The organism is uncultured Methylobacterium sp. (genome assembly GCF_964244095.1).
Lineage (GTDB): Bacteria > Pseudomonadota > Alphaproteobacteria > Rhizobiales > Beijerinckiaceae > Methylobacterium.
Map to the genome: position 1 here is coordinate 24,517 of NZ_CAXTHR010000007.1, position 23,026 is coordinate 47,542.

General features: G+C 69.2%; 34 protein-coding genes. 1 reads left to right on the forward strand and 33 read right to left on the reverse strand.

The window, feature by feature from the left end; genetic code table 11:
* Positions 1-51: 51 nt before the first annotated feature.
* The 12 genes from ACFE86_RS02300 to ACFE86_RS02355 all read right to left on the reverse strand — a co-directional run bounded on the left by ACFE86_RS02300 (position 52) and on the right by ACFE86_RS02355 (position 9,774).
* The gene (locus ACFE86_RS02300; RefSeq protein WP_375453717.1) at positions 52-849 is read right to left on the reverse strand and encodes a hypothetical protein; all 798 of its coding nucleotides are present in this window, start codon (positions 847-849) and stop codon (positions 52-54) included.
* A gap of 97 nt (positions 850-946) precedes the next feature.
* Complete coding sequence (locus ACFE86_RS02305; RefSeq protein WP_375453718.1) at positions 947-1,918, reverse strand: phage major capsid protein; 972 nt, start codon at positions 1,916-1,918, stop codon at positions 947-949.
* A gap of 16 nt (positions 1,919-1,934) precedes the next feature.
* Entirely contained in the window at positions 1,935-3,116 is a 1,182-nt protein-coding gene (locus ACFE86_RS02310) for a hypothetical protein (protein WP_375453719.1), read from the reverse strand.
* 194 nt (positions 3,117-3,310) lie between these two features.
* A complete protein-coding gene (locus tag ACFE86_RS02315) occupies positions 3,311-3,616 on the reverse strand; it encodes a hypothetical protein (protein ID WP_375453720.1) in 306 nt (101 codons plus the stop codon).
* Between the two features lie 7 nt (positions 3,617-3,623).
* Positions 3,624-4,097 carry a hypothetical protein gene (locus ACFE86_RS02320; RefSeq protein ID WP_375453721.1) on the reverse strand — a complete coding sequence of 158 codons (474 nt, stop codon included), beginning with the start codon at positions 4,095-4,097 and terminating at the stop codon, positions 3,624-3,626.
* Between the two features lie 8 nt (positions 4,098-4,105).
* Positions 4,106-4,399: a hypothetical protein gene (locus ACFE86_RS02325; protein WP_375453722.1), complete on the reverse strand. Its 294-nt coding sequence runs from the start codon at positions 4,397-4,399 to the stop codon at positions 4,106-4,108.
* A gap of 15 nt (positions 4,400-4,414) precedes the next feature.
* Positions 4,415-5,065, reverse strand: a complete 651-nt coding sequence (locus ACFE86_RS02330) for a hypothetical protein (protein WP_375453723.1) — start codon at positions 5,063-5,065, stop codon at positions 4,415-4,417.
* A 201-nt stretch (positions 5,066-5,266) separates the two neighbouring features.
* On the reverse strand, positions 5,267-6,820 hold the full coding sequence (locus ACFE86_RS02335) for a hypothetical protein (protein ID WP_375453724.1): 1,554 nt from the start codon (positions 6,818-6,820) through the stop codon (positions 5,267-5,269).
* 1 nt (position 6,821) lies between these two features.
* The gene (locus ACFE86_RS02340) at positions 6,822-7,112 is read right to left on the reverse strand and encodes a hypothetical protein (RefSeq protein ID WP_375453725.1); all 291 of its coding nucleotides are present in this window, start codon (positions 7,110-7,112) and stop codon (positions 6,822-6,824) included.
* Positions 7,113-7,114: 2 nt separating this feature from the next.
* A complete protein-coding gene (locus ACFE86_RS02345; RefSeq protein WP_375453726.1) occupies positions 7,115-8,530 on the reverse strand; it encodes a hypothetical protein in 1,416 nt (471 codons plus the stop codon).
* Positions 8,505-9,221: a terminase small subunit gene (locus ACFE86_RS02350; RefSeq protein ID WP_375453727.1), complete on the reverse strand. Its 717-nt coding sequence runs from the start codon at positions 9,219-9,221 to the stop codon at positions 8,505-8,507. Before ACFE86_RS02350 ends, ACFE86_RS02345 begins: the two co-directional genes overlap by 26 nt.
* A 112-nt stretch (positions 9,222-9,333) precedes the next feature.
* Positions 9,334-9,774, reverse strand: coding sequence for a sterol desaturase family protein (locus ACFE86_RS02355; protein ID WP_375453771.1), 441 nt, complete (start codon positions 9,772-9,774; stop codon positions 9,334-9,336).
* A gap of 22 nt (positions 9,775-9,796) precedes the next feature.
* Here ACFE86_RS02355 and ACFE86_RS02360 point away from each other — a divergent pair, with 22 nt between their 5' ends.
* On the forward strand, positions 9,797-10,486 hold the full coding sequence (locus ACFE86_RS02360; RefSeq protein ID WP_375453728.1) for a hypothetical protein: 690 nt from the start codon (positions 9,797-9,799) through the stop codon (positions 10,484-10,486).
* On the opposite strand, the gene ACFE86_RS02365 is transcribed toward ACFE86_RS02360, so the two are convergent.
* The 21 genes from ACFE86_RS02365 to ACFE86_RS02465 all read right to left on the reverse strand — a co-directional run bounded on the left by ACFE86_RS02365 (position 10,452) and on the right by ACFE86_RS02465 (position 23,026).
* Positions 10,452-10,643 (reverse strand): hypothetical protein, encoded by a 192-nt coding sequence (locus ACFE86_RS02365; RefSeq protein WP_375453729.1) that lies wholly within the window; start codon positions 10,641-10,643, stop codon positions 10,452-10,454. The two genes, ACFE86_RS02360 and ACFE86_RS02365, sit on opposite strands and share 35 nt — an antisense overlap.
* Positions 10,644-10,685: 42 nt before the next feature.
* Positions 10,686-10,907: a hypothetical protein gene (locus ACFE86_RS02370; RefSeq protein WP_375453730.1), complete on the reverse strand. Its 222-nt coding sequence runs from the start codon at positions 10,905-10,907 to the stop codon at positions 10,686-10,688.
* Entirely contained in the window at positions 10,907-11,110 is a 204-nt protein-coding gene (locus tag ACFE86_RS02375) for a hypothetical protein (RefSeq protein WP_375453731.1), read from the reverse strand. The genes ACFE86_RS02370 and ACFE86_RS02375 overlap by 1 nt, the downstream gene beginning before the upstream one ends.
* A complete protein-coding gene (locus tag ACFE86_RS02380; protein WP_375453732.1) occupies positions 11,107-11,304 on the reverse strand; it encodes a hypothetical protein in 198 nt (65 codons plus the stop codon). The genes ACFE86_RS02375 and ACFE86_RS02380 overlap by 4 nt, the downstream gene beginning before the upstream one ends.
* Positions 11,301-12,242, reverse strand: a complete 942-nt coding sequence (locus tag ACFE86_RS02385; protein WP_375453733.1) for a site-specific integrase — start codon at positions 12,240-12,242, stop codon at positions 11,301-11,303. The genes ACFE86_RS02380 and ACFE86_RS02385 overlap by 4 nt, the downstream gene beginning before the upstream one ends.
* A 142-nt stretch (positions 12,243-12,384) precedes the next feature.
* A complete protein-coding gene (locus tag ACFE86_RS02390; protein ID WP_375453734.1) occupies positions 12,385-12,651 on the reverse strand; it encodes a hypothetical protein in 267 nt (88 codons plus the stop codon).
* 168 nt (positions 12,652-12,819) lie between these two features.
* Positions 12,820-13,671 carry a hypothetical protein gene (locus ACFE86_RS02395; protein WP_375453735.1) on the reverse strand — a complete coding sequence of 284 codons (852 nt, stop codon included), beginning with the start codon at positions 13,669-13,671 and terminating at the stop codon, positions 12,820-12,822.
* A gap of 107 nt (positions 13,672-13,778) precedes the next feature.
* Positions 13,779-14,126, reverse strand: coding sequence for a hypothetical protein (locus ACFE86_RS02400; RefSeq protein WP_375453736.1), 348 nt, complete (start codon positions 14,124-14,126; stop codon positions 13,779-13,781).
* Positions 14,127-14,445: 319 nt separating this feature from the next.
* A complete protein-coding gene (locus ACFE86_RS02405) occupies positions 14,446-15,873 on the reverse strand; it encodes a primase-helicase family protein (RefSeq protein ID WP_375453737.1) in 1,428 nt (475 codons plus the stop codon).
* Positions 15,873-16,493: a hypothetical protein gene (locus tag ACFE86_RS02410; RefSeq protein ID WP_375453738.1), complete on the reverse strand. Its 621-nt coding sequence runs from the start codon at positions 16,491-16,493 to the stop codon at positions 15,873-15,875. The genes ACFE86_RS02405 and ACFE86_RS02410 overlap by 1 nt, the downstream gene beginning before the upstream one ends.
* Positions 16,490-17,608 (reverse strand): ATP-dependent RecD-like DNA helicase, encoded by a 1,119-nt coding sequence (locus tag ACFE86_RS02415; protein ID WP_375453739.1) that lies wholly within the window; start codon positions 17,606-17,608, stop codon positions 16,490-16,492. Before ACFE86_RS02415 ends, ACFE86_RS02410 begins: the two co-directional genes overlap by 4 nt.
* Complete coding sequence (locus ACFE86_RS02420; RefSeq protein ID WP_375453740.1) at positions 17,605-17,904, reverse strand: hypothetical protein; 300 nt, start codon at positions 17,902-17,904, stop codon at positions 17,605-17,607. The genes ACFE86_RS02415 and ACFE86_RS02420 overlap by 4 nt, the downstream gene beginning before the upstream one ends.
* Positions 17,905-17,910: 6 nt before the next feature.
* Positions 17,911-18,840: a DNA-methyltransferase gene (locus ACFE86_RS02425; protein ID WP_375453741.1), complete on the reverse strand. Its 930-nt coding sequence runs from the start codon at positions 18,838-18,840 to the stop codon at positions 17,911-17,913.
* Positions 18,837-20,243, reverse strand: a complete 1,407-nt coding sequence (locus tag ACFE86_RS02430) for a helicase-related protein (protein ID WP_375453742.1) — start codon at positions 20,241-20,243, stop codon at positions 18,837-18,839. Before ACFE86_RS02430 ends, ACFE86_RS02425 begins: the two co-directional genes overlap by 4 nt.
* The gene (locus ACFE86_RS02435) at positions 20,240-20,476 is read right to left on the reverse strand and encodes a hypothetical protein (RefSeq protein ID WP_375453743.1); all 237 of its coding nucleotides are present in this window, start codon (positions 20,474-20,476) and stop codon (positions 20,240-20,242) included. The genes ACFE86_RS02430 and ACFE86_RS02435 overlap by 4 nt, the downstream gene beginning before the upstream one ends.
* Positions 20,473-20,862, reverse strand: a complete 390-nt coding sequence (locus ACFE86_RS02440) for a hypothetical protein (protein ID WP_375453744.1) — start codon at positions 20,860-20,862, stop codon at positions 20,473-20,475. Before ACFE86_RS02440 ends, ACFE86_RS02435 begins: the two co-directional genes overlap by 4 nt.
* A 234-nt stretch (positions 20,863-21,096) precedes the next feature.
* Positions 21,097-21,408: a hypothetical protein gene (locus ACFE86_RS02445; RefSeq protein WP_375453745.1), complete on the reverse strand. Its 312-nt coding sequence runs from the start codon at positions 21,406-21,408 to the stop codon at positions 21,097-21,099.
* A gap of 3 nt (positions 21,409-21,411) precedes the next feature.
* A complete protein-coding gene (locus ACFE86_RS02450; protein ID WP_375453746.1) occupies positions 21,412-21,675 on the reverse strand; it encodes a hypothetical protein in 264 nt (87 codons plus the stop codon).
* Positions 21,676-21,730: 55 nt separating this feature from the next.
* Entirely contained in the window at positions 21,731-22,075 is a 345-nt protein-coding gene (locus tag ACFE86_RS02455; protein WP_375453747.1) for a hypothetical protein, read from the reverse strand.
* A complete protein-coding gene (locus tag ACFE86_RS02460; protein WP_375453748.1) occupies positions 22,072-22,557 on the reverse strand; it encodes a hypothetical protein in 486 nt (161 codons plus the stop codon). Before ACFE86_RS02460 ends, ACFE86_RS02455 begins: the two co-directional genes overlap by 4 nt.
* A gap of 316 nt (positions 22,558-22,873) precedes the next feature.
* Positions 22,874-23,026, reverse strand: a complete 153-nt coding sequence (locus ACFE86_RS02465; protein WP_375453749.1) for a hypothetical protein — start codon at positions 23,024-23,026, stop codon at positions 22,874-22,876.

Consider the following 23,026-nt stretch of genomic DNA (forward strand, 5'->3'; position numbering starts at 1 on the left):
TCTCGGGGAGGAACGGGAAAGGGGCGCCGGTCAGGGCGCCCCTCGGGTCGATCAGTTCGTCTTGTCGAGGTAGGGCCAGTTCACATACGCCTCGAGGATGCCGGTCGCGGTGATCGTCGGGGTGCCGGCCGCGGTGGCGGCGGCCGACAGGACGATCGTCGCGTTGGTCGGCGACCCGGGCGAGACGGGCGGGGTGCCGCCGAGCGGGAAGCTGTTGCCCTGGCCCGCATAGATCGCCGCGATGGTGGCGCCGCCGGGAATGCCGGTACCGCTCACCGCCTGGCCGACGAACAGGCCGGTGGTCAGGGTCGACAGGTTGACGCCGGTGATCAGCGTCGAGCCCACGGCCGCCGTGCCCGCGAAGGTCTGGCTGGTCGCGGCGAAGTAGAGGCCGGAGATCAGCTTCGAGCCGACGGTGGGCGACGCCGGAGCGCCGGCGGTGCCCGCCGTGGCGGTGGTCTCCGCGAGGGTGTTGCCGACGGCGGTCGCGGCGGCGGCCACCGGCGCGATGCCGCAACGCTGGGCCCAGACGTAGAAGGTGCCGGCGGCCGGAGCCACGAAGGCGGGCGAGACGCGGACGACGCCGACGCTGGCACCGCGGATCGCGTTGGCGGTGGTCACCAGCGAGGCGGTGTAGTTGTTGTCGTACTGGACGAGCTGACCATCGGTCAGGGTCTGGCCGGCGGTGAGCGTGATCGCGACGTAGACGAACTCGGAACCGGCATCGCCGGTGGTGACCCAGCCGAGCTTGAACTGCGGCGCGGGCGTGCCCGAGCCGGCGACGGAGGCGGTGTCGACGGAGCGGATGTTCGCGCCGAGCACCTCGTTCGAGAAGGAGGCGACAGTCATGGTGGGGGAAGCCTTTCAACGCGAAAGGCCGCCTCGACGGGCGGCCTTTCGCAAAGGAGTTCGGATCGGGTGGAAGGGTTGATCGGCAGGGCGCCGATCAGGCCGTGAGCACGCCCTGGAGGAAGGCGTTGTTCATGGTCATGTTGCCCGCCCAGCCGACGAGCTTCACCATGGCGTCCTGGTTCGGGTTCACCCGCTCGCCGCCGATCGGAGCGAAGTTCCGGTCGGAGTGCGGGCGGAAGAACAGGTTCGAGGTGTTCAGAAAGAACATGGACTTGGCCGGCGCACCGCCGCCGTAACCGCCGTCCGGGACCACGTCGGCGCCCATGTACTTCAGGTTGTCGAAGCCGGCCTCGCCGAGTTCGGTGTTGGTGATGCGCTGGATCGCCTGCAGGCTCTCCCAGTAGTAGCGGAAGAAGTCGTTGTCCGCCGGGATCAGATCGGGATGCTCCCGACCGCGCGAGCAGAGCAGGTACAAGCGATTCATGTACGACTGGATGTTGGCCGGCGTGACAGCCGCACCGCCGTCGTTGACGCCGGAGAACTTCTGATTCCGCCAGAAGGCCCAGTTCGCGCGGTTGATGCCGCCGACGACACCGGTGGTGGGCGAGGTCGAGACGAGCAGCTGGAGGCCGCCGATCTGCTTGCCGCCGTCGGCCGTGCCGTCGGAGTAGCAGTCGAGGGCGATGGCGTTCATCAGGGACGCTTCCGCGTTCTCGATGCGCTGCTCGAGGAGGTCGATCAGCTCGTTCTCGCCGCGGTTCTGGAGTTCCTCCAGGCCGGAGATCGAGACGGCCACCGCGACTTGCTTGTAATCGAACTCGGCCGCCGTCATGACGTCGGACGGCTGGACGTTGAGCAGGTCGTAGCCGGCGTACCGCTTCACGGTCGAGTTCTCGGCGTACATGATCTCCTGAACGATGGTTCGGCCGCCGGTGACCGGCTTGACCTTGCCCTTCTTGTTCAGGCGCATCAGGAGCGCGTTGTTCTTGGTGACGTTGTCGGCGAGCTTGCCCGACCTATTGCGCAGGGTCGTGGTGACGATTTCGCTGAGGTTCGGAGACGGCATCGCGTCCTCCTATCGACTATGCGCGATTGCCCCCGAAGGCTCGCTGGAGCTCATCGCGCAGGGTGGGGGCAGGCCCATTCGTGACGGCGGCGCCGGTCACGGGTGAGCCGGTGAGGGAGCGCATTCCCGAGCGTGCGTTCGCCGCGGCGCCGGACTGCCGCTTGGCGGCCTCCGCCGCCTTGGCCGCCTCTGCCTTCGCCCGCGCCTCGACCTCGCCGTTGATGACGACCTGGCGCGTTTCGGGGTTGAGGTAGACGGCACGCTCGTAGGCGCGTTTCAGGGCACCCTGCGGGTCTCGCGGCGCATCCCGGTCCCGGCTGACGAGGTCCAGAATTTCGGCTTCGAGGTTGGCGGCGTAGGGATGCTGGGGATCGGCGAAAAAAGCCTCCACGACGGAGGCGGCCTGTGCCCGTTGATGGGCGACGCGCTCGCCGACCAGACCGTTGACGGTCTGAGAGAGGCGGACAACTTCGGGGTGCACCTGCGGCTGCGCGGGGGGCGCGCCGGCGGGCGGGGAATTCGGGGCGCCACCCTGGCCGCGGGCGGCCTGGAGCGCGGCGACGAAAGCCTGCGGGTTCATGCCGACGAGGCCGGCCGCGAGCGCGATGGGGTGGGTGCGGAACTGGCCGCAGAGCTCGTGCACGCCGCCGACGAAGTTGGAGGCCAGCTTCTTCTCGGCGGCCTGATAGCGACCGGCGAGCTCGCCCGCGGTCAGGCCGTTGGATTTGGCGATGGCCGCGAACTCGTCCAGCCCCTTGAACTCGGCGAGCTTGGCGAACCCCTGGTTCACCTCGGCTTCGCGCTTGGCGACCGATTCCCTAACGGCCTCGGGCAGGGTCTCGAAGGCGGCCTTGGCGGCGGGTGACCAGCCGGGCGGCGGACGCACGGCGGCTGCCTCGCTGGTCGCGACGGCGGCGGCCGGCGCGGCCTCGGGGGCGCCGGCGGCGGGCGCGACGGTGGCCGGCGCGGCCTCATCGGCCTTCGACGCGAATCGGCCCTGCGGATCGCGGGCACGTTCGGCGGCAGCCGCCGCGGACTCGGGAGCCTCGGGCGCGACCGGGGCGGCGGGCTCGGCCGGGGCGGTTGCACCGGCGGGGACCTCGCCGCCGTCCGTGTCGCGGAACGCCGCGACGAGCTGCGAGCGCAGGTCGTCGCCCTCGCCAGCGCCATCGGCGCCCGAGTTCAGGCCGTCGTTCATGGTGTCTCTGCGGTTGCGCCAGGGCCGGTCGATGTCCGATTGGCTGGGTCACGACGCGCGACGACGCCCGGCAGCCGGAGGCTCCAGGGTGGTCGGCGCTACGATGTCAGGGACGGCCGGCGGCGCGTGGCGCTCTGCTGGCAAGGTGGTGATACGCGATGCTTCGCCCGACGGATAGCCCCATCGCGCGAGAATCAGGCCCTCAGTTCCGAGATCGCGCGCCGGATGTCGTGCCCCGTGCCGCCGATCCTGGGCGGGGGAGGTGGCGCGGTGCTCATCCGCTCGTTGCCGACCTCGACGAGGCCGCGGGCGCGCAGGTCGGCGCGGTAGGCCGCCTTCGAGGTCACGACCCGGCCCGAGGCCATCGAGACGAACTCGCAGCCGTCCGAGACGACGTAGGGCCGCGCGAGCCCGGAGGCGGGCGCGGCCGGGCGCAGGGGCCGGGCGAGATGCTTCGGGATGCAGGCGCCGTCACGGAAGACGAAGGTTTCGCGGGGCATCGGGTCCTCAGGAGAATTGCTTCCAGCCCGACGCCGCGTCGTAGAAGAACCGCTGCGTGGTGCCGAAGACGAGGGACAGGAGGCCGCCGACCGACAGGCCGGCGAGCTTCAGGGAGCCGAGGCCCGTCATGTCGTTGCGGACCTCGAAGGCGGCGCCAGGATAGGCCAGGGCTGTCGACAGCGTGATCGTGCGGGTGACACCGACGCCGACCGCCCCCGTCAGGAACATCACGCTCGGCGCCTTGAGCGACACCAGCGTCATGTCGGCGGACACGGGGACCGTGGCGGCGAAGACAGGGCGGACCGGCTTCCAGTAGGAGGCCGAGCCGGTCTGGGCCGCCAGCACCAGATCCCGCGTGCCGCCGAACAGGTCCGTGACGCGCGCGTACATGTCGATGTTCGAGGCCGGGTCCGGCAACGTGTCGATGCTGTACGTGTCCGGCAGGATCGCCGAGACGCCGCCTCCGAGCGCCTTGATCATCGCGGCACCTAACAGCCTTCGCCGTTGGTCGCGTAGACCGTGGCCGTGCCGGTCGCGGTGATCGCGGCCATGAAGCTGCCCGGCGGCACCGTCTGGATTTCGATGGTGCCGGGCGGGATCGGCATGTCGCCCGTGGTGGCGGTCACGGTCACGTCGCCGAAGCGGACGAAGGCGGTCGCGGTGCCGGCGTTGTAGAGGCGCTGGCTGATGCCGGTCCCGCTCGCGAGGGCGACGCTGGCCGACGCGGCGGTGACGGCGAGCGATGCCGTCCGGCCCGCGGTGAAGGGCTGGTTGTTGGCCATGGGTCCGTCCTATGGTTACGCGCCGAACGGGCCCTGCGGCGCCGCGGGCGTCATGGGGGCCTCGCGCTGGAGGGCGGCCGCCTCGGCCTCCAGCGCCTGCATCTCGCGCACATGCTGGGCATGGGCGTAGGCGTCGTCGCGGGCCGCGGCCTGCGTCTCGCGGGCATGATCGGCCATCATCCGCTGCCGCTCCATGTCGAGCCGCGCGAAGTCGTCCTGCTGTTCGACCTGCGCCTGTTGGATGCCGAGCTGCGCCTTCTGCACCTCGGCGGCCGTCTTCTCGCGCACGCCCTGGAGCTTGATCTGCTCCGACTGCATCTGGATCTGCATCTTCGGGTCGGCCTGCGGCGGCTTCGGCTGCGCGATCAGCATCGCGGCCTTCTCCAGCGCGGTCTCGAACACCTCCTCGAGCTGGCGCCCGGCGCGGAAGCCGCGGACCGCGAACATGATGGTCTCGCCGACCGCCGGCATCAGGGCGGCCGCGGCGGGGTTGGCCTCCAGCTTCATCGCGTTGCCGAGGAGGCCGCCGATCGCGGTCACGAACTCCATGCGGCGCTGCTTCTCTGCCTGTTCGTCGCCCTCGACGATCTGGTCCGTCTCGACGTCGATCCGGAAGCCGCGCATCCGGTCGTCGCGCAGCAGGTTCATCACCGCGTCGATGGTCACCGGCGGTCTCGGGGGCGGGGCCGGCATCGGCATCGGCCCAGGCGGGCCCTGTGGCGGCATCGGACCGCCGGGCGGCGCCATCGCACCGGGCGGCGGGCCGCCGGGCGCAGGCGGGGCTCCCGGCGGCATTGCGCCGGGTCCGGGCATGGGTAGAGAGGGCGCACCCGGCATCGGAGCGCCCGGGATCGGTCCGGCGGCCATCTACATTGCTCCCGGCTGCATCGGCGTACCCTGCGGCGGCGCGCCGGGTGGCATCATGGGGGGGCCGGGCGGCGGCTGCATCGGCGGGCCGCCGTTGTGCCCCATCATCGGCGCGGGCGGCGGCATCTGCGCTATCATCTGCATCTGCACGTCGGCGTCCGTCGGCAGCGGCATGTTCGCCATCGCCATCAGCGTCTCGGGCTGGAAGCGGTCGGCGATGATCTCCCCGGCGATGCGCGCGATGTCCCGCACGAACTGCGCGATGACCTTCTGGCGGTCCTTCACGCGGGCCGAGCCAAACTGCGCCTTCAGGCCCTGAGCCTTGGCCGTCTCGCTCGCCTCGCTCTCGCCGCGCATGATGTCCGAGATGCCGGTGACCTCGTAGAGGTTGTCCTTCAGCTCCTTGCGCAGCTGGATGCAGCCCTGGAGGACGGCCACGACCTCCTTGACCGGCAGCCACTGCACCTGCGCCGCGCCGCCTTTCTCCGTGAAGGCCGCCCAGGACGGGATCGCCAGCATGACGTTCTCGACCCCGGGGCGCAGCGCCTTCTCGATCTGAAGCGAGCCGCTCGAATCGTCCCCCTTCGGATAGAAGCCCACGAGCTTGAGCTGGTCCGTCAGCTTGCCGATGCGGGCCGTGAGATCGTCGATCTCCTCGCACTGGTCCTGGTAGTAGATGTAGTCCGGGACCGGGACGAGCGAGCCGTCCTCCAGCGTGCCGAACGCAGGCTTCGGGCAGGGCCAGAAGCCGCGGAGCGTCAGGTACGGCTCGGCGACCTCAAGGGGCTCCCGGCACGCCTTGGCGATGAAGTAGACCTTGCGCGTGGCCTTGTCCCAGATCTCGTAGACGGTAGCCTTCCGTGCGCCTTCGGCGACGAACTGTCCGCCGTCGCTCCGGCTGTGGTCGAGACCGACCTTGGCCGCCATCTCGGGTCCGAACCGGCCCTCCAGCTCGGTCTTCGTCAGGTACGTCTTCCGCCAGACCGCCGTGACCTCCTGCCAGTAGCGCGCCGGCGTGTGGCCGAAATCGCGCCAGTGCACGTAATCGATCGGCACGCGCTCTTCGGCGATGCGCTCGGCCGGCTGCCCGTCCGCGTCCATGATGGGCTGGCCGTCTGGGCCGATGATCGGCTCGAATTCGGCATCGTAGCGGACCCAGGCCGTGCCGCGGGCGCCGATCAGGAAGTCGTCGCGCACAAGGCAGAGGCAGGCGTCGAGGTCCGCGTCCTCGAAGGTCACGTGCAGCGCGCGCTCCATCAGCTCGGAGGCGATGCGCCCGACCGGATCGGTGTCCTTGAACCGCCGCGAGACGCTCGGCTGCGGCAGGCGCGAGTAGACCGCGGGCTGAAGCGTGGCGATGTTCGACCAGAGCAGCGACATGCGCCGCTTCTTCGAGCCGGCGCCGCGCTTCTCGGTGTAGACGTCCCAGATCTTCTTGACCCGCGTCTCCCACGGACCGAGGGCGCGGTCATACCGGGCGATGACGTCCAGCCAGTACTCGACGGTCTGGTTGGTCTCGCCCTTGGGCGCCTGGTCGGGCGTGGTGTCGGTCATGTCAGGCGTCCTGCAGCTCGACTTCGACCAGCTTGAACGAGCGGTCTGCGTGGTGGGGCAGCTCCATCGCCTGATCGGCGCGCACCTTGGTGCGGAAGGCGGCGATCGGCTGACCGAGGCCGTCGCTGCCGTTGTCGGGCACTACCACGAACACCTTGCGGACGGGCGGCTGAACGACCGACATCTGGCCCATGGCGGCCCGCTGGATCGCGCTTGGCGCGGAGGTCTGATTCAGCATGCGCCGGTACAGGTCACTCGCGCTCAGTTCGGCTCGTCCCAACTCGTGCTGCATGCTCAGATCCTCATGTCGTCCGGCGCCTGCGTGGCCCAGAGCTCGTCGATGGTGACGGTGTTGATGGCCGGGCCGGCGTAGGTGATCGGCGGCTCGGCGGCATAGGGACCGCGCGGCGAATCGACGATGATCCGGTCCGGCGCCGCCTCATCCGCGGCGGCGCGCCAGGACATCGCGAGGTACCGCAACCCGTCGGCCGGGTGCGACGCCCAGTCGTGCAGCGGGCTGTCGCTGTAGCAGCGCCGGACCTCGTCCCACTTCTTCCGGTAGTTCCGCAGCGCCTCGATGCCGTCGTTGCACCGGCTCCGGTCGAACACCGCGGTGCGCAGCGTCTGCCGTGCGGCGTTGATGCCGTCGTTCAGCGTGTGGTCGGCGACGAGGCGGGGCGTCAGGCCCATCTGCGTCACGGTCTCGAATCGCGTGCGCCCCGACCCGAACTCCCGGACCTTGATGTCATGGGGCAGGTACGCGAAGCCGCGCCGGTAAGGCTTGGCCAGCACCAGATCGACGTAGTGCTCGGCGCCGTACCCGTTGTTCGCGTAGTAGTCGACGACGTGCGGCCGGCCGGCGATGACCTGGAAGAACCAGATCACCGTGGAGTCGGACACGCCGATGTCCCAGGCCGTGTGCACCGGGTAGGCCTGGTCCACGGGCAGGTCGGTGATCCGGCCGTCCGCGTCGGCGCGGACCAGGTCGCGGGCGTAGTAGGCGCCGACGATCGCGGCGTCGAAGCTGACCTCGTATTCCTGCGCGAAGAGGTTCGCGCCGTCGTCGTCGCCGTAGTCGCGCTTGTACTCGCGCAGCTCGCTCGCCAGGACCTCCGGCTTGATGGCGCCCGTGTCGAACGCCGACAGCCGCTCGGCGAACCAGGCCGGATCGGCCCGCGCGCCCTCGAACATTTTGGCGAAGTGGTTGCGCCCGCGCGGCGTGGAGATGAACGCCGCCCAGCCGCCGTTCTCCGCCAGGATCGGCCGCATGAACGCCCAGGCCGACGGGTTGGCGAGGGCGAATTCGGAGAACACGACGCCGATCGGCGGGGAACCGACCAGCGAGTTGAAGTTGTCGGAGCCGACGACCTGCCAGGTCGAGCCGTTCCGGAACTTGATGAACATCTCGTTCTCGCGGGTGGAGGCCCGCAGTTCCTTCGGAAACGCCTGGTCGATGCGCCGGATGCCGGTGTGCGGGTTGACCGCCTCCCAGATCGCCTTGCGCGCCTGCGACGCCTCCGGGAGCATGTGCCAGTACGTGCCGGCGCGCTGATGCGCGGCGATCGCCGTCCAGTTCAGCAGGACGTCGTCCTTGCCCGCGCGCCGGTGCCAGACGCCGATCGCGCGCTTGCCCCCGTTCTCGAGGTAGCGCCAGAACGGCAACTGGTACGGGCGCGGCTGCCAGTTACTCGGAAGCCGGATTCTCGCCAAAACGGACGATCTCCACGACGAGCCCGGCGCCGTCCTTGCCCGTGAGCTCAACCCGCTCGGCCGCGCTCATCCCGAGGTGCTTGAAGAGGCGGTCCAGCGCGTCGAGCTTCGGATGGAGCTTCATCTCCATGCCGTCTTTCGTGAGCTTCACGCCGGCGTAGAGGCGGCGGGCCGCCGGCGAGGCCCGCGCGGTGTCCTTGAACAGCGCGCGCCCGACCCCGTCGCCGAAGCATTCCGGGCAGTCCGGGTTCGGCGGCCGGTGGGCGTGGTAGCCGTCCCCGCCCTCGGGGTCGAACAGCGTCGTCTCGGCGCCCTTCCGGATTGCTTCCTCGTTCTCCGCGGCGTGCGCGGCCTCGGCGCGCTCCAGTTCGTTGCGCGTGCGCTGGTACCGGAAGTCGCGGCCCCAGCAGAACCGGCAGCAGCCGATGCGGTGCTCGATCAGCTCGTTCGCGTCGGTCGTGGCGATGTCCACGAGCTCGCGCAGGACCTGGTCGGCCGTGACCTGGACGCGGGCGGCGCGGGCGGCCTGCGCCTCCGCGACGGCGTCCGAAATGTCAGCATCCGTCAACAGGCGGTGGCCCTGCTGCCGGGCCGTGTCCTCGCTGTAGCCGGCCCGGATCGCGGCCTGCGTGGCGTTCAGGTCGACGAGGTACTCTTCGACGAATCGCCGCTGCTTGTCGGTGATCGCCATCAGTCGAGCTCGATCCACTGTTCGTCGCGCTTCGGCTTCGGATGGAGCCGGCGGTGCGCGTCCTCGTAAGCGGCCAGCGCGCGCGCCAACCTGCGGACCCAGGCACGGAACATCAGCGTCTCGCTCGGTAGGTCCGGAACACGCGGTCCCAGAGCGTGGTGGTGACGCCGAAGTTCGCCTCGATGCCGCGGTGGTGCATCGTGTGGCGCAGCTTCAGCCCGTAGAGCGGATGGCCCGGCCGGATCGTCCAATGGTGCACGGCGTGGTGGGCCGTGATGTAGGCGAGGTAGCCCAGCGCGATTCCGGCCAGCACGCCGGCCGAAAGCACCAGCGCCAGGACACCGAAGATCCCGAGCGAGTGCCAGGAGGTGACGCCGGTCCGTGCGTGCGGCTTGGCGTGGTGCAGGTCGTGCGCGTCGCGGAAGAGCGGCAGCGCGTGGAAAAGGTAGCGGTGGATCACGTATTCGGCGAGCGTCCAGACGGCGAGGCCGAGGGCGATGCCGGCGAACGTGGCACCGCCGGTGGCCGCGAGCAGCAGCACCAGGATCGGCATTGCCACGAAGTCGGTGCAGTAGGTGGTCGAGACCGACCTTGGCCGCCATCTCGGGTCCGAACCGGCCCTCCAGCTCGGTCTTCGTCAGGTACGTCTTCCGCCAGACCGCCGTGACCTCCTGCCAGTAGCGCGCCGGCGTGTGGCCGAAATCGCGCCAGTGCACGTAATCGATCGGCACGCGCTCTTCGGCGATGCGCTCGGCCGGCTGCCCGTCCGCGTCCATGATGGGCTGGCCGTCTGGGCCGATGATCGGCTCGAATTCGGCATCGTAGCGGACCCAGGCCGTGCCGCGGGCGCCGATCAGGAAGTCGTCGCGCACAAGGCAGAGGCAGGCGTCGAGGTCCGCGTCCTCGAAGGTCACGTGCAGCGCGCGCTCCATCAGCTCGGAGGCGATGCGCCCGACCGGATCGGTGTCCTTGAACCGCCGCGAGACGCTCGGCTGCGGCAGGCGCGAGTAGACCGCGGGCTGAAGCGTGGCGATGTTCGACCAGAGCAGCGACATGCGCCGCTTCTTCGAGCCGGCGCCGCGCTTCTCGGTGTAGACGTCCCAGATCTTCTTGACCCGCGTCTCCCACGGACCGAGGGCGCGGTCATACCGGGCGATGACGTCCAGCCAGTACTCGACGGTCTGGTTGGTCTCGCCCTTGGGCGCCTGGTCGGGCGTGGTGTCGGTCATGTCAGGCGTCCTGCAGCTCGACTTCGACCAGCTTGAACGAGCGGTCTGCGTGGTGGGGCAGCTCCATCGCCTGATCGGCGCGCACCTTGGTGCGGAAGGCGGCGATCGGCTGACCGAGGCCGTCGCTGCCGTTGTCGGGCACTACCACGAACACCTTGCGGACGGGCGGCTGAACGACCGACATCTGGCCCATGGCGGCCCGCTGGGAAGTCGGTGCAGTAGGCGGCGCGCGACATCAGGCGGTTGCCGGGCCGGTTCCGGCGAGCTTGTGGCCGTAAAGGCGCTCGGCTTCGGCAGATAGGGCGCGGCGATGCTTCAAGCGGCGATGCATCACCCTCGCGACATTGAACTTCACGACGGGCTTGCGGATCGCGCCCCGCCAAGCGACATCGCTGCGATCGGCGTCGACGATTCGGCGAAGGATGCCGGGCAGGCGGTCGTATTCTGTGTCCGTCATCAGCCGACCACCCGCAGCGGGCGTCCGCACATGCGCTCGACCTCGGCGGCCGAGAGCTTCGCGGGCGGGTCGCGGTCCTCGCCGAGATGCGCACAACCGGCGAACATCTCGGCCTCGCCGCGGTGGACGATCGGCGCGTCGTCGACGGGCTCGACCGGCGCAGGCGCGAGCAGCTCACGCAGGAGGGCGACGTATCGCTTCACGCGGTGGCCTTTCGGAGCGGGTATTCGGTGATCCGGGCCGAGCCGCCCGGGATGAAGTCGACGTGCAGCGTGTGGCCGGACACTCGGGTCGCGTTGGCGAGCAGCGCCAGGACCGCGACCCACTGCGCCGCCGTCGGGCGCCCTCGCCGGACCTCGATCCCGGCGAGCAGGCGGGCGGTGGTCGCGGGGCTCACAGGAAGCTCCGACCGGCGTTCTCGCGGAACAGCTCGCCGTCTTCCATGTAGCCGAGGGTCGTTTCGAGCTTCGCGTGGCGCATGTGCTTGGCCGTCAGCCGGAGGTCGGCCCCGTCGTCACCGGCCGACGTCGCGAACCCGCGCCGGGGCGAGTGGCCGCTGAAGGCTTCCGGATCGAGCCCGGCCGCCGCGCAGCGCGATTTCAGGATGCGGGCGAACTGCCCGGCGGTGAGGCGATCGGCGGAGAGCCGTCCGCGGTCGGCGCCGCGGAAGACCGGGCCGTCCGCGATGCCCGAGACTTCGAGCCACGCCGCGACCGCCGCGGGGATCTTCAGCTTGCCGTCGAGGATCGCGACCGAGCGGCCCATGCCCTGCTGGTCCGTCTTGCTCCGGCCGATGCGGACGAGGAGGCCGCGGCGGTGCGGTTCGAGATCGGTGACGTCGAGGGCGACGAGTTCCGACCGGCGGAGCGCCGCGCCGAAGCACAGCAGGATCAGCGCGCGGTCACGGTGGCTCCCGAGTTCCTGCCCGCGGATGCGCTTCACGACCTTCGCCACCAGGTCGGCAGTGAGGGCCTGCTTCTTGTCGGGGCGGCGCCCGAGGGTGTTGCGGATGCCGGTCAGGATCGACCGGACTTCTTCGAGCGCCGTCGGTGCGGTGTGGCCGGCGGCGCGGTGCACGGCGGCGATGGCGGCGGCGCGGCGATCGATCGTGGAGACCGACCGGCCGAGGCCCGCGAGATGGGTCAGGTAGCGGCCGACGGTGCGGCCCGAAGCCGGAAGCGTGGCGTCGCCGCGCTCGGCACACCAGCCGAGGAAGTCGCGCCAGTCCGTGGCATAGGCCCGGCGGGTGGAGGCGGATTTCGAGGCTGCGGCGAACCCGGCCGCCGCCTCATCGAGGGCGTCGGAAAGGGTCGCCGCGCCCGTCGCCGGACGCACGATAACTGCGCCTCCGGCCATGCCGAAAAATCCCGTTTGGATGCATGAGAAGGGCGATTATCGTGCGCCCCGGCTCATCGTGGCCGAGGGCCGATCGGACCGCACATGAAGGCCCGCATATCCGCGGGCCGATTCCGTAAATTCAGCCCCGCGCCGCGACACGCTTCGGCGACGCACGATCCCGGATCACCACCTGCACCGATCGGGTGCCGAGGCGGCGCATTCCGGGCTGGATCGACAGGAGCGGCGGCGTGCCGATGGCGCGCACGAGGTCGGCGAGCAGCCGATCCATGCGACGGCAGTGGTCGTCCTTGGCCTCGAGATATTCGGACTGGTCGCCGAAACGGGTGCGCCGCCCGAAGTCGCGGGCGGCGGCACGCATCTCGTTGGCGATCTGGATCGCGCTCATCGAGGACCGATCATGGCATGGAACCGCGTCCGCGTCTCCGAGGAAAACGCCTAAGCTGTTGAGAGGGTTCGCGGTAATCGTGTGTCCGGACATGAAAAAGCCCGCGGGCCTTGCGGCTGCGGGCGTGTCTCTCGGACTTTGATATCTTGCAGCGGATCGGCCGTCGGGTCAATCCGTGATCTGCCGCCCCCAGCGGTACCCGTGCCCGGCCGGTACGACGCGCCCGCGGTCATCGGTCTCTTCGCCGGTGCGTACCCCGGTCTCGGCGCGGATCAGCGCCTCACCGTCCTTGTCGCGGACGAGAAGGCCGCGGGCCGCGAAGGTCTCGTCCAGGGCCTCCAGGAGGAAGCGGAATCGGTCGGCGACCTGCGATGCCTTTCGGTCGCCGGCCATGCCGCGCGCCTCGGCGTAACCCTTGAACGTGCCGGCGCCGCCGAGTAGCTCGCGCAGCATCCGGGTCGGCACCGGTCCGATCGCGCGCTCGATGCGGGTCATCAGGTTCTTGAGCGCCTGAGCATCCGTGATCGCGCGGATGGTGCTGACCTCCTGAGACGAGAGCCCGTGCGTGTCGCGGGGAACCTCATGGCCGGACAGCACCCCCCAGACGCCAGAACCGGACCGTGCGCCGCTCGCCTTCTCGAACACGGCCTGTACCTGCCGTCCGATCTCGTATTGCGAGACCGAGATGCGCCCGTGTGACCGCTCGTCCTCGAGGAGATCGACGCGGCGGTTGACGGTCGCCTGGACGCGCTTGCCGGGCTCGTAGGGATCGTCGACGGCGACCGTCGCATGCCCGGCGCTGCGGCTCACCACCACTCGCTTGCCGGGTTGGCCGATCGGTGAGCCGACCCCGAACGCCTGCGGTGCGGAGGCGAGCCCGACGCCCGGCATGTAGGCGGCGGCGCGGTTGTAGCGGTCGCCGCGCGGATCGCGCTGGCGGCCCGGCTTCTCCTTGCGGATGCGCTGGGCGGAGATGCTCGGAAGGACGGTGCTGGACGACTGGTTTGCCGACGCGGTCACGGTTGCGATCCCCTGTGGCGCGGCTTCGTTGCCGGGCCGATGCTTTGGGGTCGGCCCAGATTGGCACAGTCGTCAAGCCCGATTGTATTCATTCCGCCACGCGCACCTTACGGTTCAGCCTCACCCGCGCTCATCACGAGAAAGATCTGCGCGAGCGCGAGGTCGACGTGCCGCTGCGCCGTGGTCCGGGTCCAGCCTCGGAGCCGGCACACCTCGCGGAACGAAGCCTCATCACCCTGCGAGCGGCACCATGCCTTGAGCTGCTCGCGGTGCTCCCGTTCCGGCACGTGCCGCTCCACCAGCCGCCGCATCCGCACGTCCGCCGGCGCCTCGCCCAAGCCCGGCATCGGCGGCTTGTCCGTGAGACCGGAGATCACCCACGCGACGACCTGGCGATGGCTGTAGCGCGGTGGGTAGGCCGGTGCGCGCGGCGCCGGCGTCGCTGGGTTCGTCACGCATGCCGGCCTCGTCCGGCGGTTCAAAATGTCGTCCGCCCCACCTGCCCCACCTCAGCATTCAAGGTGGGGCGCCATAAGTCTTTGAAATCACGTCTGTTGCCCCACCTGCCCCACCTGCCCCACCTTTTTTAAGAGTTAGAGTATTTTTCAGCATCAGGCGGGGCTACGAAAGACCGGTCGGAACGCGAATCCGCTTTTTCACACGCGCGCGCGAGGTGGGGCAGGTGGGGCAGGTGGGGCAGGTGGGGCGCAGCCTTTGTTTTCAGTGACTTATGTGCGCCCCACCTTCAAAGCGAGGTGGGGCAGGTGGGGCGGCTTAACCGTCGTCCAGGTCGGGCAAGTCGTCGGGATCGCCCCAGTCGATGGTTTGTGCGACAGCTCTCTCGAAAGATATGCGACAGTCCTTCAGGGTCGGTAGCACGTAACACCATACCCGGCGGTCGCCATCCGGCGTAGTCCAAGCCCGTTTCTGGCGCTGGATCATCGGAACGAGCTTCTTCAGCCTTGCGCCGAATTCTGTTTCTGTGCTTTTGCGACGCACGCCACGCCGATCAGATGCTTCGAGGTAGTCGTCGCGAACCAGCGTCGTCCAAATATGATCCGGCCACTCCTCGACCTTGCGCGTCGGGGCACCAGCCATGAGGCGGTCGAGCCACCACGCGTCGATCGCGTCGAGCGAGTGGATCTTCTGCTCGAGGAGAGCCCCGGTTTTCGGAATGTGGCGCAGGTCGACGCTATCGAGCGGGAAGGCCAGGAGATCGGCCAGCAACGCCTCGCGGCCGCCGTCGTCGAGCTGGCGGTCCATCTCGCCGAAGTACTCGCTGTTCTGCATGACGCGATCGGAGACATCGAGCACGCAGAACCGCCGCTCCTCCTTGCCGGCAGGGACCACCCAATCCTCGTTCGAGGTCATCACGACTCGCACGAAGTTGCGGAGCCGGATCGGATCGATACCCTTCGATTCGACCATCTGCTCGGTCGAGGTGACAAGGCCCTTCAGCCGTCCCTCCGCTTGCTTGTCGCCGGCCCAGACCGCTTCGTCCGCCTGCAGCAGCAGGCACGATGCCATGTGGGCGTTGAAGGTCCCGGTCAGGTAGCGGGCGGAGTCCACGAGGAAGTAGTGCGACGGGATCAGCGACCCGAACACCTCGCCGGGCTTCGTCTTTCCCGCTCCCTGCTTCCCGCGCAGCACGAGGGCTACGCCGAGCCGCTCACGCGGACGCTGGACCATGTGCGCGAAGAACCCGAACACCCAGCGGTAGAGGTCCTGGTCGCCGTTGCAGATGTTGGTCATCAGGTGGTCGCGGAACACGGCATAGGAGCCGCCGCGACGCGGCTCGCAGCCCCAGCCCCGCCAGAGGTTGTAGTACCCCGGCGTGCCGCCGGCCTGGCCGGGATCCGGGTTCGCATCCGGATGGAACTCGACGCCGTCGAATTGGCGTCGGTCGAGGCTGCTAAGCCATCGCTTGGCCCAGGTGACCGTCTTCACTTCCCTGGCGGACGGGTCGAACACCTCCGTCATCCGGTTCAGCGACCACTGCCGGAATGCATCAAGCGTCAGCAAGCGCACCCGCTGCTCAATCGGCGCGTCCGGGTTTTCGCGGATGACCACCGCCTTCGAGCCGACGAGCAGGAACGCGAACTCGCCGTTCATCACCTCGTGGCTGTAGCCGCCGGCCTCGACGTCCACTTGGGTGCGCTTGGCCCGCTTCCTGGCTTTCTGGAGATCGACGACCGCGGTCATCAGGCGGCGGCTCTCTCGTGCGGGAATGCGGGGACCAGGATGCGCGGCAGCCGCACCTTCGCGAGCATCGTCCGCAGGGCCTCGCCCTGAGCGAGGTCCGCGGCCTGGAGGGTGGGCTGCCGCAGCAGAAACGGGCGTGCGAGACCCTCGTGCACGACCACGACGCCGGCCCGGCAGGCGGCGAGCCACGACAGCGGATCCGGGAACACGAGGAGCGGATCGTCCCCGACCGGCTCGGGCCCCGCTAGCCAGCCTGCCCGATGCTCCAAAGAGGCCAGCCGACCGGTCTTCGGGTGCCACGCCGCGAGGTCGATCAGCACACCGTCGTCGAAAGCCGGGATCACCAGCGCCGCGACTGTGTCCTCGACCTCCGACTGGCCGTCCCAACCGAAGATGAACCGGTTGCGCGGTAAGAACTGCACGCGGGCGCGGCGAACCTCGAATCCGAAATCGATCGGATTGCGGTGGCGGTAGGTGAGTGCGAACGCAGCCGGACCTATGGCGAGCGGGCAGATCCGGTAACCGAGCAACTGAAATCCGGAGACGCCGCGCCCTCGGAACCAGTCGAGCTCCACCTGCCTCAGGCGGGAGCATTCGGCGAAATCCTCGGCGATGCTCATGCCGCCACCGTGATGCGCTGCGCGGCCCGCGTGAGTCCGGTGTAGAGATGGCGCGCCCGGTCCTGCCGGAACGTCGCGCTCTCGTCGATCAGCAGCACGTCGTCCCACTGCGACCCTTGCGCCTTGTGCACGGTCAGCGCGTAGCCGTAGGTGAACTCGTCGGTGCCCTTCCGGACCGTCCACGGAATGTCCTCGGGCGACCCGTCGAAGAACAGCCGATGCACCACCACCCGCGCTTCGAGGCCGGATACGTCGAGCGAATCGACGTGAAGCGAGAAGAAGTCGCCCTCGCCGCGCTGGATCGCCCGCACGCTCCACAGCCCGCCGTTCAGCAGGGCCTTGTCTTTGTTGTTCTTCAGACAGACGAGGCGGTCGCCGGGCTCCGGCGTTCGCGGATCGCGACCCTGAATCCTGCGCACCTTAGCGTTCACCGTGCGGCGGCTGACGTTGCGGCCGACGAGCACCTGGTCGGCGCCGATCACCATGCGCTGCCCCAGGCCGCGCAGATCGATGACGCGGCTGTCGCCGTAGGCGCCGTGCTGCAGGCGCCGGCCTTCGCGTACCTCCATCGACATGCGGATGATCGGGTTGTCGGCCGCTTGCCGGTGGATCTCCGTCAGCATGAAATCGGGCTCGACGCGGGTGAAGTAGCCCTCGCCGCGCACCGGCGGCAACTGCGCCGGGTCGCCGAGCACCAGCACCTTCGTCCCGAACGACAGCAGGTCCTCTCCGAGCCGGTCGCCGACCATCGAGCACTCGTCGACCACGATCAGGCCGGCCGTCGAGGCTTCGGACAGCGGGTTCAGGCCGTAGCGCCACTCGACCCGCAACACCTCACCGGTCTTCTCGTCGACCACGTCGTGCTCGTAGGCCGAGTAGATCAGCGAATGGATCGTCTGCGCGCCGCGGCAACCCTTCGACTGCAGCACCAGCGCCGCCTTGCCGGTGAACGCCGCGAAGATCGCCTCGCCCTCGCAGCCCGACGCTGCCTCTTTCGCGATCGTCGTCTTGCCGGTTCCGGCGTAGCCGCCGAGGTAGAATACCTGATCGTCCGAATCGCGGAACCATGCCGCGATGGCGCACAGCGCCGTATCCTGCTGAGGCGACCAGCTCATCGACCGCCTCCCTGACGACGCTCGCGGCGCGCCGGCCGTTCAAGCAGGTACGCGCGATCGAGGTTGGCGAGGACGTGCGAAGCGATCGCCATGAGCTGCCGGCGATCGGCGATCTCTTGCCGCTTGCCCGAGCTGCTGGCGGTCGGGATGCGGTCGAGCAGGTCGGCGCTCACCTCGGCATCGCGCAGCCGCGCGCCTTCGCGCCGCAGCACGTCGTCGAGCCGAGTGTAGCGGACGACGAGATCGCGGTCGGCGCGATCCTGCTCTGCAATCCAGTCAGAAGAGGGCTGGCCCATGGCGGCCTATTCCGCTGCCTGGAGCGCAGCGAGCATATCGCCATCGGCGCCCAACCGCTCCGCCTCGCCAAGGTATTTCACGGCCTGCCGGAAGTAGCTCTCCTTCAACTCGGTCCCGATAAAGCGCCGGCCGTGGCGCAGGCCGGCGTAACCCTCCGAGCCGATCCCCATGAAGGGCGAATAGACCGTCTCATCGGGATTCGAATACTGCCGGACCAGGCGCTCCGTCAGGTCGAGCGGCATCGGGCAGAGATGCTTCTCCGCCTCCTCGTCGCGTGCAACACGCACGTTGAGGACATCGGTCTCGTCGGTGTCGCGCCAGACTCCGTCTGTCATCCAGATCGGCTGGGCGAGGTCCTGCCACGATTCGAGCGGGTGCAGCGCCGGATCGTGCAGCACCGGCGGCACGGCTTCCATGCCCGGTGCCCACTTCCGGAAGACGAGGATGTACTCCGGCATCCCGCCGCCGGTCCGTGCCGCGTCGGTGCGGAAGTTCTTGTAGAGCAGCCGGTCGGATTTGGTTTTCTGCATCTCGCGGACCGGGCAACGGTCGATCGTGATGCGGCGGTGGAAGCTCCATCCCTCCGCGACGTGGGTGCGGATGCAGTCGCCGGTAAAGTCGTAGAGGCCGCGATCGCCGCGCTCGGAGGAATTCGAGTAGTAGACCAGATCCTTGACGTGAATCGCCGTGTTCCGACCCGGTTTCGTCACCCGGAAAAGCTCGCGCACGAGTTCTCTGTAGTTCGCCTGGAATTCATCGTTCGAGGCGACATTGCCCATGTCGCGCTCGCTGTTGTTGTAGATATATAGCTTCGAAAATGGCGGCGAATACACAGACAGATCGATGCAATCGTCCGGCATGTCCGCCGTGAATTCGACGGTATCGACGTGGTAGGCGGCGAACCGCCGGCCGTGATGAGAGGCAAACACGTTCATGGCAGCATCCACGCCGGCAGGCGGGCTCCCTGATCAGGACGATAGGATTCGAGGACACGATGGGCCTGGGCCGCGCGTGCCATGGCGGCGGACATCTCGACCTTCATCGCCGCGTGGTCGCCGGATTTGCGGGCGACGACGTCCCAGATCGCGGCTTCCGTGTCGGCGCAGATGACGTGAGCGTGCACGTCGCGGAGTTGCCGGAAGCGCCAGCACCGGCGCACCGCCTGGTAGAAGCTCTCGTAGGAGAACGAGAGGCCCATGAAGGCCATACGGGCGCAGTGCTGCCAGTTCAGGCCGTAGCCTGCGATTGAGGGTTTGGTGATCAGGATGCGGGTGCCGCCCGAGGAGAACGCGGCAAGCCGCTCCTCCTTCACGTCGATCGACAGCGACCCGCGGACCTCGATCGCCTCGGGCAGGACCTCGCGCACGGCGTCGGCGTCGTAGTCGGTCTCGACCCAGACGATCCACGCCTCGCCCGGCTCCGCGCGGACGATCTCCGCGACGCGGGCAGCCCGATCGTCTTTCGTGAGGCGCTTTTCGCGATGCACCGAAGTCGCCGAGGTGTTCGGGATCCGGAAGAGCCGGGCTTGGCCGTCGCGCTCGTGGCCCGCGTCGATGCCCCGATCGGCCTGGACGATGTGGCGACGGATCTGAAGCTCCGGCATTTCGAAGCCGACATCGGAGAACCCGAGGTCCGACGGCCTCGCGACGCAACGCGCCCACGAGGCCGTCCAGTCCCAGAAGGATCGGACGGCCGGCTTCTTGAGCCGGTAGCGCCCGGCGTTGACCTGGTCGGCGATGAACCACCGCGACAGCATCTCGGGCGGCCGCATGACGCCGAGGAACTCGGCGTGCTGTCCGAGCTCGGTGTGATCGTTCGGTGCAGGGGTCGCCGAGCACGGCAGGCGGTAGGGCGTCTGCGAGAATGCCTCCACCAGCTTGCGCTTCGTGGCGCCCGTGAAGCTTTTCAGGATGGAGCTTTCGTCGAGGATTACGCCGGCATAGTCGCCGGGATCGAATCGCTCGAGACGTTCGTAGTTCGTGATCGCGATCCGGGGCCGGTCCGGTGCGATGCCGAAGCGCGAGAGGGCGGCGTCGACGCCGAGGCGATGGGCCTCGCCGACGTGCTGCTGCGCGACCGCGAGCGGCGCCAGCATCAGCACGGGCCGGTTGGTCCGGCGAACGATCGCATCGCCCCACGCCAGTGCCAGCGCAGTCTTGCCGAGTCCTGTGTCGTAGAACGCAGCAGCGCACCCGGCGCGCAGCGCGAACGACACGCCGTGCTTTTGGTGGTCGAAGAGTGAGTCGATCAGGTCGCCGTCGCCGACGTCGGTGAACCCACGAGGCTCGAAGGCCACACGCTTGGCCGCGATGAGATCGTGGTAGCGCCCGAGGCTCATGCCGACCTCCCGAACAGGTCGCCAACCACGCGCAGCGGCGCGCCGGCGGCGATCGCCTCGCGAGCGAGCTTCTCCGGTACGGGGGCGGGCGCCGGACCCGGGCGGCTGCCGAAGCCCGACGGCTTGTCCAGGCGATAGGTGCCATCGGCGAGCACCAAGCCGGAGCCAGCGGCCAGCCAGAACGCGACGCGCTCCCGTGTAACGCCCATGCGGATCGAGGCGAATCCGATCATCGGACCACCTCGGCGGCGAACCGCGCGAGCAGGGCGGCTTCGGCCCGGCCGTGATCTTTCTTCCGGCCGAAATTCGGCGAGGTCGGCCATGTCCGGATCGCGAGGCCGCGCGCCTTCTCCTTGTCGGAGTCGAGCCGGAAGTGCCCCTTCCACCGGCCGGGGGTCTCCTGGCGCAGGGGCAGGCCCAGGACGCCGACGGCGGCGAGCACGGCGCCGTAGGCCATCCCGAACTTGAACGTCGAGGACACGCCCTGCTTCGGCATCGCCGAGACGCGTTCGACGATCGCCTCGGTTGCGCCCGAAAGCCTCACGAGCCGCGCGAGCGCCGCAGCGTCGATCTGCTTGTCGGCGATCGGAACGTCATAGACCTCGATCTCCGCCGGCACGTCGGGCCGGAAGAAAGCGATCGCACCGGACGCGCCGGGATCGACGCCGAGGATAACGCGACGCGGCCCGCTCCAAACCGCGAAGACAGGCGCTTCTACAGCGGATTCGAGGGGTAAAGCCTCTTGATTACGGAAAAGGTCTGTGGCTTCCATTGCTCGCTCCAGAAGAGACCAAAATCTAAGCCCCGCCCGGCTCCCTGCTTCCCCGCAGGCCGGGCGGTTCTCGTTTCGAGATCAGGGATGCGGCCGGCCGCCGAGCGGGAACCGCGGCACGCGCGGCTCCTCGACCACGGCCACGCGCTCGGGCGCGATCGCCGTCGCGTCCCGCAGGAACACGTCGGCCGGGCAGTGCGAGAGGTACCCGTCGGCGTAGCGGACGAGCATGTCGCCGACGGCGGGCGGGCGCGCCGAGAAGCCCGGCGGCACAGCGACCGACCGCGTGTCGCCGTTCGGCAACTCGACCAGCACCGCCTTCGCGCCGACGGACGCGATCGGGTGCGCCTCGACGCGCTTCCGGGTCTCGTAGTTTGGGGCGAACGCGGTCATCGGTCAGGCCGCCGCGTCTTCGGGAAGGGTCACACGAGTCGGCTGGAAGACCGATCGGTTGAGGGCCATAAAGCCCTTCTCGATGTCCGTGCGAGCGGTGGCGAACCAGCGTGGATCGACCGTGCCGGCCGGCAGGGCCGCCAGCTTGTCGAGCTGGCGCAGCACGTATTCCTCGATGACCTTGTTCTGGTTCACGAGCGCCACCTTGTCGGCGCTCTGCGGCACGTACCCGGCGACGGGGAGGCCCTGGTGCTGATCGTTGGACATGGCGGCTCCTGGAGGGTGAGCCGGGCGACGCCGCGCGCCGCCCGGAGGTGGCGCGTCAGCCGATGCGGGCGTCGATGTCTCGAAGCGCGAACTCGACCCGCGTCAGCAGATCGGTCATGCCGCGGATCTCGTAGTGGAGTTGATCGACCACACCGCGCGGGCCGCCCAAGGAGCCCTCACCCGTCGAGGGAGCGTTGCGAGGCGGTATCGGGCCAGCGACCTTCGCCAGGAGCCCCTCGGCCATCTCGGCGAGACCCGCGAGGCTGGTGCGGGCGCCGGCGACCGCGATGATCGCATCAGCGACCGAGTTCGCCTCTCGCGGCCCAATGGCCTGCGCCGATGAGGCATAGGCCCTCGACGCATGGGCCTTCAACTGATCTTCCCCGTACATCGTCGTCACTCTCCCTCGTTCAGCGCCCGCCACAGCGGCAGGTCGTTCACGTCCGCCGCGACCGATGGCGGCACACGCGCCGCAGCATCCGGACGGACCAGTGCGGATGGGGCCGGCCGTCCTGCACGGCGCGAAGCTGCGCCCGCAGCCGGCGCCCCTCCCGGCGTTCGAGGACGAGCCGCCAAATCGACTTGAAGAGCCGCATGGATCTCCTCCCGGAGCAGGCTGTTGCGGGTCGCCGTCGTGTCCGCGGCGGCCTCGATGCTGGTGCAGAGCCGCGCGTAGGCGGCCTTGATGTTGAGGGCGTCGTGCAGCCCGATCGCCGCGTCCGGCCGGCGCCCGAGGACGCGCTGGACCCAGGCCGGCGAGCGGCCAATCAGCGAGCCGACGCGGCCGTAGGCGCGCATCCGCGGCGCGCCGCGCGCGACATGGTGCTCGACCAGCAAGTCGAGCGGCGAGCGAACTTCCTCGCGGGCCTGGTCTGCCGTCATCATGGGCTCGGCCGCCCTGATATTTTCGCGCATCCGCGAAATCCTCTGTGGTCTGTGGAGATCACAGCAACGGAGGCCGCGGCATGCAGGAGAGGGAAGAGACACGCGGTGACGACACGGGCGCGATCGATGGCCGGGAAGCTCAGGCGATCGCGCGAGACGAAGACACGACCCGACGGGGCCGGCAGGCGTTGGCGCGCCTGATCCGGATGCCCGGCGGGAAGGTCCAGAAGGGAGGCGCGCGCCCGCCGACAGGTCAGGAAGGTCGGGCGCGCGATCGGCCGGCTCAGTCCGGCACGATGGGAAAGGGCGAGGCTCACCATGGGAGTGCCCCGCTTGCCGCGAAGCCGACGGCGAGCACCGCGTCGGCGAGGCCGATCGCAAGGGCGCGCGCCGAGCCGGACAGCCCGGCATGCGCAAGGCCGAGCCCCGACAAGGCGCCGAAGAGGAGCGCGAGGGAGCAGGCCAT

Coding starts and splice junctions, on each gene's coding strand:
- ACFE86_RS02300 (WP_375453717.1), bottom strand. CDS start 849: ATGACTGTCGCCTCCTTCTCGAACGAGGTGCTCGGCGCGAACATCCGC.
- ACFE86_RS02310 (WP_375453719.1), bottom strand. CDS start 3,116: ATGAACGACGGCCTGAACTCGGGCGCCGATGGCGCTGGCGAGGGCGAC.
- ACFE86_RS02320 (WP_375453721.1), bottom strand. CDS start 4,097: ATGATCAAGGCGCTCGGAGGCGGCGTCTCGGCGATCCTGCCGGACACG.
- ACFE86_RS02390 (WP_375453734.1), bottom strand. CDS start 12,651: ATGAGCGCGATCCAGATCGCCAACGAGATGCGTGCCGCCGCCCGCGAC.
- ACFE86_RS02425 (WP_375453741.1), bottom strand. CDS start 18,840: ATGAACGTGTTTGCCTCTCATCACGGCCGGCGGTTCGCCGCCTACCAC.
- ACFE86_RS02435 (WP_375453743.1), bottom strand. CDS start 20,476: ATGATCGGATTCGCCTCGATCCGCATGGGCGTTACACGGGAGCGCGTC.
- ACFE86_RS02445 (WP_375453745.1), bottom strand. CDS start 21,408: ATGACCGCGTTCGCCCCAAACTACGAGACCCGGAAGCGCGTCGAGGCG.
- ACFE86_RS02335 (WP_375453724.1), bottom strand. CDS start 6,820: ATGACCGACACCACGCCCGACCAGGCGCCCAAGGGCGAGACCAACCAG.
- ACFE86_RS02365 (WP_375453729.1), bottom strand. CDS start 10,643: ATGGGCCAGATGTCGGTCGTTCAGCCGCCCGTCCGCAAGGTGTTCGTG.
- ACFE86_RS02465 (WP_375453749.1), bottom strand. CDS start 23,026: ATGGCCTGCTCCCTCGCGCTCCTCTTCGGCGCCTTGTCGGGGCTCGGC.
- ACFE86_RS02355 (WP_375453771.1), bottom strand. CDS start 9,774: ATGCCGATCCTGGTGCTGCTGCTCGCGGCCACCGGCGGTGCCACGTTC.
- ACFE86_RS02420 (WP_375453740.1), bottom strand. CDS start 17,904: ATGGGCCAGCCCTCTTCTGACTGGATTGCAGAGCAGGATCGCGCCGAC.
- ACFE86_RS02450 (WP_375453746.1), bottom strand. CDS start 21,675: ATGTCCAACGATCAGCACCAGGGCCTCCCCGTCGCCGGGTACGTGCCG.
- ACFE86_RS02305 (WP_375453718.1), bottom strand. CDS start 1,918: ATGCCGTCTCCGAACCTCAGCGAAATCGTCACCACGACCCTGCGCAAT.
- ACFE86_RS02325 (WP_375453722.1), bottom strand. CDS start 4,399: ATGGCCAACAACCAGCCCTTCACCGCGGGCCGGACGGCATCGCTCGCC.
- ACFE86_RS02405 (WP_375453737.1), bottom strand. CDS start 15,873: ATGACCGCGGTCGTCGATCTCCAGAAAGCCAGGAAGCGGGCCAAGCGC.
- ACFE86_RS02430 (WP_375453742.1), bottom strand. CDS start 20,243: ATGAGCCTCGGGCGCTACCACGATCTCATCGCGGCCAAGCGTGTGGCC.
- ACFE86_RS02415 (WP_375453739.1), bottom strand. CDS start 17,608: ATGAGCTGGTCGCCTCAGCAGGATACGGCGCTGTGCGCCATCGCGGCA.
- ACFE86_RS02370 (WP_375453730.1), bottom strand. CDS start 10,907: ATGACGGACACAGAATACGACCGCCTGCCCGGCATCCTTCGCCGAATC.
- ACFE86_RS02460 (WP_375453748.1), bottom strand. CDS start 22,557: ATGACGGCAGACCAGGCCCGCGAGGAAGTTCGCTCGCCGCTCGACTTG.
- ACFE86_RS02315 (WP_375453720.1), bottom strand. CDS start 3,616: ATGCCCCGCGAAACCTTCGTCTTCCGTGACGGCGCCTGCATCCCGAAG.
- ACFE86_RS02410 (WP_375453738.1), bottom strand. CDS start 16,493: ATGAGCATCGCCGAGGATTTCGCCGAATGCTCCCGCCTGAGGCAGGTG.
- ACFE86_RS02340 (WP_375453725.1), bottom strand. CDS start 7,112: ATGCAGCACGAGTTGGGACGAGCCGAACTGAGCGCGAGTGACCTGTAC.
- ACFE86_RS02350 (WP_375453727.1), bottom strand. CDS start 9,221: ATGGCGATCACCGACAAGCAGCGGCGATTCGTCGAAGAGTACCTCGTC.